Genomic DNA, 15,563 nt, shown 5'->3' on the forward strand with positions numbered 1-15,563 from the left:
GGCAGGCCCTCCCCTCACTGCCGAACCGCCGCTCCCCGCGCTGCCGGGGCCGGCGCGGGCACCGGTGCCGGCCCCGCGGCCTCTGCCGGTCGCCCTCCCCGGGTCGAGGTGAGGGCGACTCCGCCCACCAGGAGGGCCGCCGCGCACCATCTGAGCGGGGTCACCGGCTCGTTCAGGAACAGGGCGGCGGACGACATGCCGAAGACGGGGACGAGCAGGGAGAAGGGGGCGACGGTGGAGGCGGGGTGGCGGCGCAGCAGCCACCCCCACACGCCGAACCCGCCGACGGTGGTGATCCAGGCGACGTAGAGGACCGTGCCCGCGCCCTGCCAGTCCAGGGCCCGCAGGGCGTCCAGGTCCCGGTGCGGGCCCTCCGTCAGCAGGGACAGGGCCAGCAGGGGCAGCACGGGGACGGTGCTGACCCAGACCATGAAGTTCAGGGCGTCGGGGGGTGCGGCCCTGCGCGTGAGGACGTTCGACACGCCCCAGCAGGCGGCCGCAGCGACGACCAGCGCGAAGGCGCCGAGCGGCCCGGAGGCGCCCTCGTCGACGGCGGCGACGCCGATGCCCGCGAGGGCGACCAGCATGCCCGTCACCCGGACGCGGGTGGGGCGTTCACCCAGCACCACGCCCGCGATCACGGCGGTGAACACGGCCTGGATCTGCAGGACGAGCGACGAGAGACCGGCCGGCATGCCGGCGTCCATCCCGACGAACAGCAGCCCGAACTTGGCCACGCCCAGGGTGAGTCCGACCGCCACGATCCACTTCCAGGCCACCTTGGGGCGGCCCACCAGGAACACCGCGGGGAGGGCGGCCACGAGGAAGCGCAGGGCGGAGAAGAGCAGGGGCGGGAAGTGGCCGAGGCCGATCTCGATGACGGTGAAGTTCACGCCCCAGACGGCGGCGACGAGAACGGCGAGGGCGAGGTGAGCGGGGCGCATACGTCGAGGATCACGTGCGTCGACCGTGTAGCACCAGCGATGATTGCTGCATGGTGGGATGAAGCAACGCTAACGGAAGTGAGGCTCCGTGCTCGATCTGCAGCGTCTGCGCGCCCTGCACGCCGTCTCGGTCCACGGGACCGTGGGAGCGGCCGCCGCGGCCCTCGGCTACACGCCCTCCGCCGTGTCCCAGCAGATCGCGAAGCTGGAGCGGGAGACCAGGACCGTCCTGCTGGAGCGGGAGGGGCGCGGGGTCCGGCTCACCGCGGAGGCCCGCCAACTGGTCTGCACCGCAGGTCAGTTGCTCGCCATCGTGGAGCGGGCGGAGACCGAGCTCGAGCAGCGGCGCGGGGTGCCGGCGGGCTGGCTGACGATCGCCGCGTTCGCGTCGGCGGCACGCGGTCTGCTGCCCGGCGTGCTGGCCGACCTGGCGGCGCGGCACCCCGCCCTCGACACCCGGCTGACCGAGATCGACCCGCATCTGTCCGTGGACCTGGTGGCGAAGGGGGCCGTCGATCTGGCCGTCGCGCACGACTGGGACATCGCCCCGCTGCCGGCGCCGGCGGGGGTGGAGCAGGCGGTCATCGGCGACGACCTGTGCGATCTGCTGGTGCCCGAGGGGCATCCCCTCGCCGGGCGGACGGCCGTACGGCGGGCGGAGCTGGGAGGGGAGCGGTGGATCTGCCAGCCGCCCGGCCGGGTCTGTCACGACTGGCTGGTGCGGACGCTGCGCGCCGCCGGCCACGAGCCGGAGATCGTCCACCAGGCGGAGGAGAACCCCACCCTGGTGGCGCTGGTCGCGGCCGGCCTGGGGGTCGCGCTGATCCCGCGCCTGGGCCGCGGTCCGCTGCCCGCCGGGGTGGTGGAGGTGCCGCTGGACCCGATGCCGGTACGACGGCTGTACGCGCTGTGGCGGGCGGGGGCGGCGGGGCGTCCGGCGATCGCGGAGACCGTGCGCGCCCTGCGGGAGCACTGGCCCGGCGCCGCGGCGCACACGTCCCGCTGACCCCACGCCCACCGACTTGCGGGAATCGGCCCCGGCCCGGGAACCCGCCGCGGCCCCGGTCCGTCCAACGCGCACGCTGCCGGATGAGTCACCTCGGTGCGGTATCGGCCTCGCCGCTGGCTGCGACCGCCGAACCACCCTCTCCGCCGTACCGCGGCCGGCAGCCTGCCGTCATCGGCGCGCGCCCCCTCCGACCGCGCCGGTGACGGCCCCCGCCGACGAGCGGTGCGCGCGCTGTCTTGACTGGCAGAAACTTCCCGGCTATTGCTGGCCCCTTGGCAGTTTCCTTCAGTGGATCGCCTCCGGAAGGAGCGCACGTGCCCTCCAGACGTACCGTTCTCGCCGCCACGGCCGGCGGTGTCGCCGCGGCCCTGACGGCCGGCGGCCCGGCGCACGCGGACGACCGCCGGCTGCGCGCCCTCATCTCCCGCATGACGCCGGAGGAGAAGGTCGGCCAGCTGTTCGTGATGCGGGTGTACGGCCACTCGGCCACCGCGCCCGACCAGGCCGACGCCGACGCCAACCTCGCGGAGATCGGCGTCCGCACGGCCGCCGAGCTGATCGCGAAGTACCGGGTCGGCGGCATCATCTACTTCACCTGGGCGCACAACACCCGTGACCCGTACCAGATCGCCGCGCTGTCCAACGGCATCCAGCGGGCCTCCCTCGAGCAGCCGCGCGGGCTGCCGGTGCTGATCTCCACCGACCAGGAGCACGGCACGGTCACGCGCGTGGGAGAGCCCGCCACCCTGTTCCCCGGCGCGATGGCGGTGGGCGCCGGCCGGTCCCGGACCGACGCCCGCAACCTCGGCCGGATCGCGGGCGCGGAGCTGCGCGCGACGGGCATCCGGCAGGACTACGCCCCGGTGGCCGACGTGAACGTCAACCCGGCCAACCCGGTCATCGGCGTACGGTCCTTCGGCGCGGACCCGGGCGCGGTGGCGTCGCTGGTGGCCGCCGAGGTGTCCGGGTACCAGCGCTCCGGGGTCGCCGCGACCGCCAAGCACTTCCCCGGGCACGGGGACACCGCCGTCGACAGCCACTTCGGCTTCCCGGTCATCACCCACAGCCGCGAGGTGTGGGAGAACCTCGACGCGGTCCCCTTCCGGGCGGCCGTCGCCGCCGGCATCGACTCGATCATGACCGCGCACATCATGGTCCCGGCGCTCGACGCCTCCGGCGACCCGGCCACTCTCTCCCACCCGATCCTGACCGGCATCCTGCGCGGGCAGCTCGGCTACGACGGGGTGGTGGTCACCGACTCCCTCGCGATGGAGGGCGTGCGCACCAAGTACGGCGACGACCGGGTGCCCGTGCTCGCGCTCAAGGCCGGCGCCGACCAGCTCCTCAACCCGCCCTCCCTGGACGTCGCCTGGCACGCCGTCCTCGCCGCCCTGCGCGACGGCGAGCTCACCGAGGCCCGCCTGGACGAGTCCCTGCTGCGCGTGCTGCGGCTCAAGTCGAGGCTGGGTCTCTTCGAACGGCCGTACGTCAGCCGCTCCCAGGTCACGCGGACGGTCGGCACCGCGGCGCACCTCAGGGCGGCCGACCGGATCGCCGAGCGCACGACGACGCTGCTGGTCAACGAGGGGCGTCTGCTGCCGCTGTCCCCTCGCACCCACCGGAAGCTGCTCGTCGTCGGCGCCGACCCGGCCTCCCCCTCCGGCACCACCGGCCCGCCGACCGGCGTGCTGGCCGCGGCCCTCACCGAACTCGGCTTCGCCGCGACCGCCCTGTCCACCGGTACGACCCCGTCCGCGGCGGTCGTCGACCGGGCCGTCGCGGCGGCCGCGGACGTGGACGCGGTGGTGGTCGGGACGTACAACGTCACCGCGTCCAACTCGCAGAAGACGCTGGTCGAACGGTTGACGGCGACCGGGAGGCCGGTGGTGGCGATCGCGGTCCGCAACCCCTACGACGTCGCTCAACTGCCGTCGGTGAGAGCCTACTTGGCCGCCTACTCCTGGACCGACGTCGAACTGCGAGCCGCCGCCCGGGTGATCGCCGGGAGGGTCGCGCCGCGCGGGAGGCTGCCGGTCGCGGTGCAGCGGGCGGACGATCCGGCGCGGGTGCTGTTCCCGGTCGGACACGGGCTGTCGTACGAGTCGTAGCGGCCACCCGTGCCGGGCGTGCCGCCGGTGCGCCGCGTCCTCGGCACACATCCGGTGCGGACCCGGTGGGCCGCGCCCGGCCGGTGTGAACCCACCGGCCGGGCGCGGCACTTCGGTTACGGACGCAGCGCCGGTTCGCGCTCGACGTCCCTGCGGTCGAGCCGCGCGTCGAACGCCGCCAGCGGCCTGGCCGCCGCCGGGTCCGCCTGGACGGAGGCGGAGGCGACGCCCGCCCACTGCAGGATGCGGGCCGTGGCGAGGGCCTTCTGGTCGGGGACCAGACCGGCGACGTTCGCGCCGTGGTTGAGACCGGGTGCCGTGAAGACGTACGCGTCCTTCGCCCCCTTGCCGACGGCGAACCGCTCCGCGCCCCACGGGTCGTTCTGGCCGTAGACGAAGAGCATGTGGTGGGCGTGGTGCCGGACCCAGGAGTCGACGTCACGCATCGCCGTGGGCCGGAACTTCATGGGGATGGAGCGCGGGACGAAGTTCCGGGGCGGCTGGTAGCCGTAGCGGAGGTACTTCCTCTCGATGTACGGGAAGTGGATCGTCGGGGCGCCGAGCTGGGTGCCCGCCTGGTAGTAGTACGGCGTGTACGGCTCCAGGCCCTGGTCGGTGTAGAAGGAGAACCCGGAGATCGTGTCGACGGAGTTCCAGATGTCGTCGTCGGTCGCGGCCTTGGCGTCCGCCGGGATCGACTCGCAGTCGGACAGCAGGCTGTACTGCCAGAAGCCCCAGACGTAGTCGAGGACGACCGCCTCGTAGGCCCGGTCCAGGCTGCCGATGGTGTCGAAGGTGTAGCCGTTGCCGGCCGCGTAGGCCGCGTACTTCTTCTCCAGCGGCTCCCGGCGCACCAGGGCCTCGCGCTGCACCGCGTTCAGCCGGTCGCGGCACTCCTTGGTGCCGACCTTGGTGAAGAAGCGGTCGTAGGCGGAGTCCTCGTCGTTGACGACGTCGTCGGGGGCGACGTAGGCGACGACCCCGTCCATGTCCCGCGGGTAGAAGCGCTCGTAGTAGGTGGCGGTCATGCCGCCCTTGGAGCCGCCCGTCGAGATCCACTTCTTGGTGTAGACGGACTTGAGCGCGGTGAAGATGCGGTGCTGGTCAGTGGCCGCCTGCCAGATGTCCAGCTTGCTCCAGTCGGCCGGGGCGGGCCGCGAGGGGGTGAAGAAGCGGTACTCCATGGAGACCTGGTTGCCGTCCACGATCTGGGTCGGCTCGCGGCGGCTCGGGGTCGTGGAGACGCTGTAGCCGCCGGTGTAGAAGACCGTCGGGCGCGAGACGTCCTTGTGCAGCACGGTGATCCGCTGCTGGAACGTGCCCTTGGACGGGTGGCGGTGGTCCACCGGCTGGGTGTAGTTCAGGACGAAGAAGCGGTAGCCGGTGTAGGGCTTCTCCTGGACCAGGCTCATCCCCGGGATGGCGAGCAGCTGGTCCTTGATGTCGGTGTCCGTGGCGGTGGTGCCGGTGGCCTCCGGCCCGGCGGCGGCGGTGGCCGCACCTGCCGTGCCCAACGTGCCGATGAGCACGGTGAGCGCCAGCAGCCATCTGAGCGCCTTGCGCATGCACACTCCCCTGTGAGACGTATGTGCGCCGGAAGCTAGCGGAGCAACTCGCCTCAGCACCAGGGGAGATGGGCAGAAGAGGGAAATCCCTCCGTCGAGCGGCGCGAAGCGCCCCGGTTCAGCACAGGATCCAGCCGGAGCTGACCGCCTTGCGTCCCACCGAGCCCTTGATCCACACGCAGCGGTGGCCGGCGTGCACGGTCACCGGCCCGGCGCGGTGGGAGTAGCGGCCCCGGTCGACCACGGGACGGCTGCCGCGCGCCTGGACGCTGACCGACATGTCCCTGCGGGTGCCGGGTGCATCCGGGAGGGTGACGGCACAGACGTAGCCGCCGCGCTTGTAGACGTGCACGGCGCCGGTGGCGAACGGCAGCGTGCGGACCTTGCGGCCCGAGCACGAGGTGGCGGCCTGCGCGTCCGCCGGCGCCACCAGCGCGAGCAGCCCGGACGCCGTCAGTACGGCCACCCCGGCCGCGAGCCTCCGGCGTATCGCCCCACGATCCACTGTCGTCCCTCCCACACCCCGGCAACGAGCGTACGGGTGTACGGACGCAGAACGTGTGTCGGACGGTTGCCCGATTCTCAGGTGGCCGCGGTGACGGATTCCTCCGGCTCGTCCTCGCCGGCGAACGTCCGCCACAGTTCGGCGTACCGCCCGCCCAGGGACAGCAGTTCGCCGTGTGTGCCGTCCTCCACGACCCGGCCGTGGTCCATCACCACGACCCGGTCGGCGCGGGCGGCGGTGGTGAGGCGGTGGGCGACGACGAGGGTCGTACGGCGGCCCGCGAGACGGTCCGTCGCCTGGTTGACCAGGGCCTCGGTGGCCAGGTCGAGCGCGGCCGTCGCCTCGTCCAGGAGCAGGACGTCGGGGTCGACCAGCTCGGCTCGGGCCAGGGCGATCAACTGGCGTTGTCCGGCGGAGAGGTTGCGGCCGCGTTCGGCGACCTCGTGCAGGTAGCCGCCGGTCAGCGTGGCGATCATCTCGTGGGCGCCCACCGCGCGGGCCGCCGCCTCCACCTCGGCGTCGGTGGCGTCGGGGCGGCCGTAGGCGATCGCGTCGCGCACGGTGCCCTGGAAGAGGTACGCCTCCTGCGGGACGACCCCCAGGCGGTGACGATAGGAGGTGAGGTCGAGGGAGCGCAGGTCCGTGCCGTCGACGGTGACCCGGCCGCCGGTCGGGTCGTAGAAGCGGGCCACCAGCTTCACCAGGGTCGACTTGCCGGCGCCGGTCTCGCCGACGAAGGCGACCGTCTGGCCGGCCGGGATCCGCAACGCGACGCCGCTCAGGGCCTCTTCCTCCGTGCCGTACCTGAAGTCCACGTCCTCGAAGGCGATCTCGCCCCGCAGGGACCGCACGGGGAGCGCCTCCTCGGCGGCCTTCGTCGACGTCGGTTCCCGCAGCAGTTCCTGGATGCGGCCCAGCGAGACGGTCGCCTGCTGGTAGCCGTCGAAGACCTGCGAGAGCTGCTGCACGGGCGCGAAGAACAGGTCGATGTACAGCAGGTAGGCGACCAGCGCGCCGGTCGTCAGCGTGGCCGCGTCCACCCGGCCGGCACCCGCGATGAGCACGGCGGCCGCGGCGACGGAGGACAGCAGCTGCACGAACGGGAAGTAGACGGAGATCAGCCGCTGTCCCCGGACCCGGGCCTGGCGGTAGCTGTCGCTGCGCTCGGCGAAGCGGCGTCCGCCGTCCTTCTCACGCCGGAACGCCTGCACGATCCTGAGCCCGGACACCGACTCCTGGAGGTCGGCGTTGACCGCCGACACGCGCTCGCGGGCCAGTTCGTACGCCTTCACGCTCGCCCTGCGGAAGAAGAACGTGGCGACGAGCAGTGGGGGCAGCGTGGCGAACACGACGAGCGCGAGCTGCACGTCGATGACCAGCAGCGCGGCCATGATGCCGAAGAACGTGACGACCGAGACGAAGGCGGTGACCAGGCCGGTCTGCAGAAACGTGGAGAGGGCGTCGACGTCCGTCGTCATCCTCGTCATGATCCGGCCGGTCAGCTCCCGCTCGTAGTAGTCGAGACCGAGCCGCTGGAGCTGGGCGAAGATCTTCAGGCGCAGCGAGTACAGGACGCGTTCACCGGTGCGTCCGGTCATCCGGGTCTCGCCCACCTGGGCCGCCCACTGGACGCCGACGGCGAGCAGCGCGAACAGCGAGGCCGTCCAGACCGCGCCGAGGGCGGCGGCGGAGACACCCTGGTCGATGCCGTGCCGGATCATCACCGGCAGCAGCAGGCTCATGCCGGCGTCCACGGCGACCAGGCCGAGGCTGACCAGCAGCGGCAGGCCGAACCCGTGCAGCAGCCGCCGCAGTCCGTAGGACTCCTCGGCGGTGACCGCGCGGGACTCGTCGACGTCGGGGACGTCGGTCGCCGGGGGCAGCGCCTCGACCTGGTCGAGGAGTCCGGGGGTCGCCGGCATGCCCTCCATCGCGGTGTCCCTCGGAGCGCGTTCGCCCGCCCACAGCCGGGGCGTGATGCCGCGCTCGGCGTCGAACTCGGCGTCCAGCTCGTCCCGTACGGAGGTGTCCTCCCGGGGTGCCGCCGCCGGGGCGTGGCCGGGCGAGACACCGCCGAGCTCGTCCGGGTCGGTGAGCAGCCGCCGGTAGAGGGCGGAGCGGGCCTGGAGCTCCTCGTGGGTGCCGAGGTCGGCGAGCCGGCCGCCGTCGAGGACGGCGATGCGGTCGGCGAGGTTGAGGGTGGAGCGGCGGTGGGCTATCAGGAGGGTCGTGCGGCCCTCCATGACGTGTTTGAGGGCCTCGTGGATCTCGTGCTCCACGCGGGCGTCCACGGCGGAGGTGGCGTCGTCCAGGACGAGCAGGCGCGGGTCGGTGAGGATCGCGCGGGCGAGTGCGACGCGCTGGCGCTGGCCGCCGGAGAGGGTGAGGCCGTGCTCGCCGACCGTGGTGTCGTAGCCGTGGGGCAGCTCGGAGATGAAACGGTCCGCCTGGGCGGCCCGGGCGGCGGCCCGGATCTCCTCGTCACTCGCGTCGGGGCGGCCGTAGGCGATGTTGCTGCGCACCGTGTCCGAGAAGAGGAAGGAGTCCTCGGGGACCAGGCCGATCGCGGCGCGCAGGGAGTCGAGGGTGAGCTCGCGGACGTCGTGGCCGCCGATCAGGACGGCGCCGTGCGTCACGTCGTAGAAGCGCGGCAGGAGCAGCGAGACCGTGGACTTGCCGGAGCCGGAGGAACCGACGACGGCGAGGGTCTCGCCGGGGCGGATCTCGAAGGAGAGCCCGTCGAGGACGGGACGTCCGTCGGCGTAGCCGAAGTGGACGTCGTCGAACTCGACGCTCGCCGGGGCGTCGGCGGGCAGCTCCTTGGTGCCGTCGGCCATCGACGGCTCGGTGTCGATCAGCTCCAGGACGCGTTCGGTGCCGGCCCGCGCCTGCTGCCCGACCGTGAGGACCACGGCGAGCATGCGCACCGGGCCGACGAGCTGCGCGAGGTAGCTGGAGAAGGCGACGAACGTGCCGAGCGTGATGTGCCCGCCGACGGCGAGCCAGCCGCCGAGCGCGAGCATCGCGACCTGCCCGAGGGCGGGCACGGCCTGGAGGGCCGGGGTGTAGCGGGCGTTCAGCCGGATGGTGCGCAGCCGCCCCGCGAACAGCCGCCGGCCGACCTCGCGCAGCTTCCCGGTCTCCTGCTCCTCCTGGCCGAAGCCCTTCACGACCCGGACGCCGCTGACGGCGCCGTCGACCACGCCGGCCACGGCGGCGGCCTGGGCCTGGGAGTACCAGGTGGCGGGGTGCAGCCGGGTCCGGCTGCGCCGCGCGATCCACCACAGGGCGGGGGCCACCGCGAGGGCGACGAGGGTGAGCGGCAGCGACAGCGACGCCATGATCGCCAGGGAGATGACGAAGAGGAGCAGGTTCCCGATGGTCATCGGGAGCATGAACAGCAGGCCCTGGATCAGCTGGAGGTCGCTGGTGGCCCGGCCGACCACCTGGCCCGTGGACAGCTCGTCCTGACGGCGCCCGTCGAGCCGGGTGATCGTCTCGTACATCTCGGTGCGCAGGTCGTGCTGGACGTCCAGGGCGAGCCGGCCGCCGTAGTAGCGGCGGACGTAGGCGGAGACGTACACCAGCAGGGCCGCGACGACCAGGGCGCCCGCCCAGGGGGCCATGTCACGGGTGTGGTCGCCGATCACGTCGTCGATGATCACCTTGGTGACCAGCGGGACCAGCGCCATGACGGCCATGCCGGCGAGCGAGGCACCGAGGGCGAGGACGACGTCCTTCGGATAGCGCCATGCGTATCCGGCGAGTCTGCGCGCCCAGCCTCGCGTCTGCGCCTGTTGCCCTGCCACGCCGGAGCCTTCCGTTCGACCTGATGTACCGGAAGGCACCAACGCGGGCGGGAGCGGATTTCATCCCTCCGCAACAATTCGCTTCGCTGGAGGGTGGGGGGTGCGGTGGCTTGCGTCGGTGGGTGGGTGCGGGTGGGTGGGGGGTTTGCGCAGTTCCCCGCGCCCCTAAATTTCCGTGCGGGTCCGTGGGGGCGGGGTGCGCGGTTCCCCGCGCCCCTGGGGCCTGGGTGCGGGTCCGTGGGGGGATTGCGCAGTTCCCCGCGCCCCTGGATTTCCGTGCGGGTCCGTGGGGGCGGGGTGCGCAGTTCCCCGCGCCCCTGGGGTTCGTGGCCCGGGGCCTGGGTGCGGGTCCGTGGGGGCCGGGGTTATGTGGGGGTGTTGGCCGCCAGGTCTCTGTGGATGACCTTGGCTATGTTCTGGATGGTGGTGATGCCGTAGCTCATGGTGGTGTTGCCGTGGGTGAGGATCGTCATCATGTAGTCGTGGCCGCCGCCCTTGAACGTGCCGACGCTGTGCACCCGCCAGCCGTGTGTGGCGCGCTCCAGCCAGCCGTTCTTGACGTGCACGGAGACGGTGGAGGGGGCGCCGTACGGGGTGCCCCAGCGCTGTGAGGAGACGACCTGGCTCATCAGCGTCCGGATGTAGGTGCGGGACGCGTCCGTCAGCACCGTGTTGCTCGCGGTGATCAGCTTGAGCAGCCGCTGCTCGTCGGTCACGTTGATCTGGGTCAGGCCCCAGTAGTTGTCCGCGCCGGGCGTGGTGCGGGTCATGTTGGCGGCGGCCAGGAAGCCGTTGACCCTGGTGAGCCCCAACTGCTTCCACAGGCTGCTGGTGGCGTCGTTGTCCGACTGCGTGATCATGGCCTTGGCCAGGGTCTTCTCGCGGTCGGTGAGCGCGCGGCCGGTCTTCTGCGCGTCCCACAGCAGGGTGGCGAGGACGGTCACCTTGACGACGCTGGCGGAGTCGTAGGAGGTGGTGGGGCGCAGGGTGCAGGTGGTCTTGGTGGTCCGGTCGTAGAGGCCGACCGCGATGGTGCCCGTGCGGTTGACCAGGGCGGCGGTGATGTCCTTCTTCAGCTTCGTGGCCAGCGCCGCGTTCGTGGACGTGCAGCTGACCGTCGTCGTGGCCGCGGCCGCCGGGGTCGCGCCGGCCACGACGGGTATGAGCACGCCGGCGCCGAGGGCGGCCGCGACGAGTCTCGCGCGTCTGGGGTTCCCGTGAGTCATGCCCTGTTGACTCACGAGTTCGATCGAAAGGTTGTACGGGTCCTCTGCCGCGTTGGGCAAAGGCTCGGCAAGGCGTCACCGCGTCCTCGGCGAATTCACAGCCCGGAGCCAGCTCCGGCACAGCGCTCACCCACCCCGGCCGGACACGCTGCGCGGGTGACATCTGCCACCGACCCACACGCCCAGACCACCGTGACCTCCGACCGGCCGCCGCCGGACCCCGCCGCGGCGGTCCCGGACACGGCGCCCCGCTGGTCCCTCCCCGCCCTGATCGCGATCATGGCGCTGGCGGCGGTCCTCTACTCCTGGAACCTGTCCGGCTCCAGCCTCAACAGCTTCTACAGCGCCGCCGTACTGAGCGGCACGCAGAGCTGGAAGGCGTGGTTCTTCGGCTCGCTGGACGCGGGCAACTTCCTCACCGTCGACAAGCCGCCGCTCGCCCTCATGGTGATGGGCCTGTCGTGCCGGATCTTCGGATACGGCACCTGGCAGATGATGGCGCCGATGATCGTGGCCGCCCTCGGCACGATCTGGATCCTGCACTCCAGCGTCAAGCGGGTGTTCGGGCATGCGGCCGCCACCGTGGCCGCGCTGGTCCTCGCCCTGACGCCGATCACGGTCGCCATCAACCGCGACAACAACCCGGACACGCTGCTGGTCCTGCTCATGGTGGGCGGGGCGGCGCTCGGCCTGCGCGCGGTCCGCGACGGCAGGCTGCTGCCGCTGCTGGGCTCCGCGGTCTGCTTCGGCCTCGCCTTCAACACGAAGATGCTCCAGGGCTACATCGCGCTGCCGGCCGTCTTCGCCGTGTACGTGTACGCCTCGAAGCTGGGCTGGAGGAAGAAGGCCGTCAACCTGGCACTGGCGGCTGTGGCGTTGGCGGTCTCCAGCTTCTGGTGGGCGACGGCTGTCTCACTCGTGCCCGCCGACGACCGGCCGTACATCGGTGGTTCGACCGACGGCTCCGCCTGGAACCTGATCATGGGCTACAACGGCCTGGGCCGGGTCCTCGGCGGCGAGGGCAACGGCGGAGGCGGAGGCGGCGGGGGCGGCACCTTCGCCGGAACCGCCGGCATCGGCCGGATGTTCAACGACATCCTCGGCGGCCAGATCTCCTGGCTGATCCCCTTCGCGGGCATCGCGCTCGTCGCCGGCCTGGTGCGGTGCGGCCGCGCCCCGCGTACCGACCTCACACGGGCCGCGCTGCTGCTGTGGGGCGGCTGGCTCGTGCTGCACTACCTGACCTTCGCGATGGCCGAGGGCACGATGCACCCGTACTACACGACCGCGCTCGCCCCGGGCATCGCGGCACTGACCGGCGCGGGCGGCGTCATGCTGTGGCGTGCCTTCCGCGGCGGCGACCCACGCTGGTCGTGGGTGCTGCCGGCCGGGCTCGCGGTCACCGCCGTCTGGGCGATCGTGCTGCTGCGCCGGGCCTCCGGCTGGAACACCTGGCTGTGGCCGGCCGTCGGCGCGGTCATGATCCTCGCGATCACGGGCCTGCTGGTGTTCCGGTCCGCCGGCTCCGGCACCAGGGCACGGCTGCTCGCGGTGTCCGTCGCCGCGGCGATCGTGGCGGGGCTCGCGGGCCCGACGGCGTACGCCGCCTCCCCCGCTTTCGCCTCGTCCGCCGGCGGCGGCATGGGCGGCACCAACCCGACCGCGGGCCCCTCCACCGGCAACGGCATGGGCGGTCCCGGCGGCGGGGGTGGTGGCTTCGGCGGACAACGCGGCGAGATGCCCGGCGGCACGCGGCAGGGCGGCCAGGCGAACGGGGAGTTCCCCGGCGGCGGCCAGGGCCAGACGACACCCGGCGGCGGCAACGGCGAACTCCCCCAGGGCGGCGGGGCACCCGGTGGGGCGCCGGGCGGCACGAACGGCGGGTTCCCGGGCGGCACGAACGGCGGGTTCCCGGGCGGCGGCGAGACCCCGTCCGGCGGGACCGCGCCCGGCGGCACCGGTACGGCCCCGGGCGGTGCGGGCGGCGGCTTCGGCGGCGGTGGCATGGGCGGCGGCACCGACACCCAGCTGGTCTCCTACCTGGAGAAGCACCAGGACGGCGCCAAGTGGCTGCTCGCGGTGGCCAATTTACAGAGCGCCGGTCAGCTGATCATCAGCACCGGCAAGCCCGTCATCTCCATGTGGGGCTTCACCGGCTCCGACGCGGCGATGACCCTGCCCAAGCTCAAGGAGCTGGTGAAGAAGGGCGAGCTGCACTACGTCCAGCTCGGTGGCGGTGGCATGGGCGGCAACAGCAGCCTCAACCAGGAGGTCACCGCCTGGGTGAAGAAGAACGGGACGGCGGTGAAGGAGAGCGAGTACAGCTCGTCCTCGTCCTCGTCCTCGTCCTCGTCTTCGTCTTCGTCTTCGCCCTCATCTTCGTCGTCTTCGTCCGCCTCGTCCTCGTCCGCGCAGAGCGACACGTCGACGGTCTACCGGCTCGACGCCTCGGACGTCGGCTGACGTACGCGGTCCGACGGCCCCCGACCCACCGGTCGGGGGCCGTTTCGGTATGTCAACTCGCGTAGACAAGGGGCAGATTGCCGGTCTCCGTCATCCGATGGACACGTTCGGTTCATGGACAAGCCTGCATGTCCATGCCACTCTCCCGTTTGCCGCCTTCATTCAACCCGCGTAGATGGGACTCCCCTACATGCCGGCGACACGCCTACGCCACTGGAAGTCGGTGGCGCTCACCACCGCCACCGTCCTGGTCGGACTCACCGTTCCCGCGCTCACCGCGACCCCCGCCGCGGCGACCACGACCGCGTACGACTCGACGTACTACAAGAACGCGATCGGAAAGACCGGTACGAGCCTCAAGTCCTCGCTGCACACGATCATCAGCAGCCAGACGAAGATCTCCTACTCCGCGGTCTGGAACGCGCTGAAGGTCACCGACCAGGACCCGAACAACAGCAACAACGTGATCCTGCTGTACAGCGGCGTCTCGCGTGCCAAGTCCCTCAACGGCGGTGACGTCGGCGACTGGAACCGCGAGCACACCTGGGCCAAGTCCCACGGCGACTTCGGCGAGGTGACGGGCCCCGGCACCGACCTGCACCATCTGCGCCCCGCCGACGTGCAGGTCAACAGCACCCGCGGCAACCTGGACTTCGACAACGGGGGCAGCACGGTCACCAACGGCGGCGGCAGCCTCGTCGACTCCGACTCCTTCCAGCCGCGCGCCGCCGACCGGGGCGACGTGGCCCGCATGATCCTCTACATGGCCGTGCGCTACGAGGGCGACGACGGCTTCGCCGACCTGGAGCCCAACGAGCAGGTCAACAACGGCAGCAACCCGTACATGGGCAAGCTCTCCGTCCTCAAGGCGTGGAACGAGGCGGACCCGCCCAGCGCCTTCGAGGAGAAGCGCAACCAGGTCATCTACGACACCTACCAGCACAACCGGAACCCGTTCATCGACCACCCGGAGTGGGTCGAGGCGATCTGGTAGGACTCACGTTCGCCGGGCGCGGTGCCCCCCGCCGCACCGCGCCCCCACCCCGTTGCGGATCATGGACGCAGTCGTCCGGCCAACGGGGAGGAAAGAGTGGGCCACTGCCTGGAGATGAGCACCGGGGACATGCGGGACGTGATCCGTCTGCTCACCGCGGTGGAGCGCACGGAGAAGCAGGAACGGGTCCTCGGCGTCGTCCGTGAACGCTGCGCGCGGACCGACGCGCGGTTTCGCGAGCAGCACGTCGAACTCGGGGTGACCGTGAGCCGGGCGCTCGACGAACTGATCGAGGGAACGCCCAGCGTGGAGATGAGCCCGGCGTACACCTACGCCTTCCACGAGGCGGTGGCGTCCCACTTCTCCGACACCACCGACCTCGGGGTGTGGCGGTGGCCGTCCTGGTTCTACCGCATGGACGACGAACTGGTCCGCCACGGAGTGCCGTCCGACCTGCTGCCGGGCTCGTTCCTGTTCAGCGGGCCGCCGATACCGATGCCGCATCCCGGCGACGGGTTCCCCTCGGTGGGGATCCTGCCGGCGCAGCGGGCGGCGGCGCTCGCGGACGTGTACGAGGCGATTCACCAGCGTCTGAGTCCCGAATACCAGGACACCGTGGGGAAGTTCGGGGGGTTGATGCGGTTCGAGGCGGAGGAGTTCGAGCGGGCGCAGAAGCTTGGGGGGTGTCCGGACACGATCTTCTTCTGGTTCAGCTGACGGGTCCCTGCGGGGCGTGGGTGGCTGGTTGGCGCGGGTGCGTTGATGTTTTGCGCGGTTCCCCGCGCCCCTGAGGGGCTGCACGTTCGTCGGTCGGGTGCCGGTGCGTGGGGGCTTGTCGCGCAGTTCCCCGCGCCCCTGGTGGGGTGGGCTCAGGGGCGCTGGTCGGGTGCTGGTGCGTTGTTGGTTTGCGCCGTTCCCCGCGCCCCTCCAGTTTGTTGGT

The 15,563-nt window shown here is 72.0% G+C and carries 10 protein-coding genes; 5 read left to right on the plus strand and 5 right to left on the minus strand.

Annotated elements, in window-relative coordinates; all coding sequences use genetic code 11:
• Positions 1-14: 14 nt before the first annotated feature.
• Entirely contained in the window at positions 15-944 is a 930-nt protein-coding gene (locus ABZT03_RS11225; protein ID WP_356036775.1) for an EamA family transporter, read from the minus strand.
• An 88-nt stretch (positions 945-1,032) separates the two neighbouring features.
• Here ABZT03_RS11225 and ABZT03_RS11230 point away from each other — a divergent pair, with 88 nt between their 5' ends.
• On the plus strand, positions 1,033-1,950 hold the full coding sequence (locus tag ABZT03_RS11230; RefSeq protein WP_356036777.1) for a LysR family transcriptional regulator: 918 nt from the start codon (positions 1,033-1,035) through the stop codon (positions 1,948-1,950).
• A 317-nt stretch (positions 1,951-2,267) separates the two neighbouring features.
• Positions 2,268-4,061 (plus strand): glycoside hydrolase family 3 protein, encoded by a 1,794-nt coding sequence (locus tag ABZT03_RS11235; RefSeq protein ID WP_356036780.1) that lies wholly within the window; start codon positions 2,268-2,270, stop codon positions 4,059-4,061.
• A 116-nt stretch (positions 4,062-4,177) separates the two neighbouring features.
• Here ABZT03_RS11235 and ABZT03_RS11240 read toward each other — a convergent pair whose 3' ends face one another.
• The 4 genes from ABZT03_RS11240 to ABZT03_RS11255 all read right to left on the minus strand — a co-directional run bounded on the left by ABZT03_RS11240 (position 4,178) and on the right by ABZT03_RS11255 (position 11,166).
• The gene (locus ABZT03_RS11240; RefSeq protein ID WP_356036783.1) at positions 4,178-5,626 is read right to left on the minus strand and encodes a S28 family serine protease; all 1,449 of its coding nucleotides are present in this window, start codon (positions 5,624-5,626) and stop codon (positions 4,178-4,180) included.
• Positions 5,627-5,744: 118 nt separating this feature from the next.
• Positions 5,745-6,131, minus strand: a complete 387-nt coding sequence (locus tag ABZT03_RS11245) for a hypothetical protein (protein WP_356036786.1) — start codon at positions 6,129-6,131, stop codon at positions 5,745-5,747.
• A 77-nt stretch (positions 6,132-6,208) separates the two neighbouring features.
• Positions 6,209-9,940, minus strand: coding sequence for an ABC transporter ATP-binding protein (locus tag ABZT03_RS11250; protein ID WP_356036789.1), 3,732 nt, complete (start codon positions 9,938-9,940; stop codon positions 6,209-6,211).
• A gap of 365 nt (positions 9,941-10,305) precedes the next feature.
• Complete coding sequence (locus tag ABZT03_RS11255) at positions 10,306-11,166, minus strand: serine hydrolase (RefSeq protein WP_356036792.1); 861 nt, start codon at positions 11,164-11,166, stop codon at positions 10,306-10,308.
• A 156-nt stretch (positions 11,167-11,322) separates the two neighbouring features.
• On the opposite strand from ABZT03_RS11255, the gene ABZT03_RS11260 reads away from it, so the two are divergent.
• The 3 genes from ABZT03_RS11260 to ABZT03_RS11270 all read left to right on the plus strand — a co-directional run bounded on the left by ABZT03_RS11260 (position 11,323) and on the right by ABZT03_RS11270 (position 15,340).
• Positions 11,323-13,629 carry a glycosyltransferase family 39 protein gene (locus ABZT03_RS11260; protein WP_356036795.1) on the plus strand — a complete coding sequence of 769 codons (2,307 nt, stop codon included), beginning with the start codon at positions 11,323-11,325 and terminating at the stop codon, positions 13,627-13,629.
• 190 nt (positions 13,630-13,819) lie between these two features.
• Positions 13,820-14,623, plus strand: coding sequence for an endonuclease (locus ABZT03_RS11265; protein ID WP_356036979.1), 804 nt, complete (start codon positions 13,820-13,822; stop codon positions 14,621-14,623).
• 114 nt (positions 14,624-14,737) lie between these two features.
• A complete protein-coding gene (locus tag ABZT03_RS11270; protein ID WP_356036798.1) occupies positions 14,738-15,340 on the plus strand; it encodes a hypothetical protein in 603 nt (200 codons plus the stop codon).
• Positions 15,341-15,563: the final 223 nt, after the last annotated feature.

Source organism: Streptomyces sp. NPDC005574 (assembly GCF_040605435.1).
GTDB lineage: Bacteria > Actinomycetota > Actinomycetes > Streptomycetales > Streptomycetaceae > Streptomyces.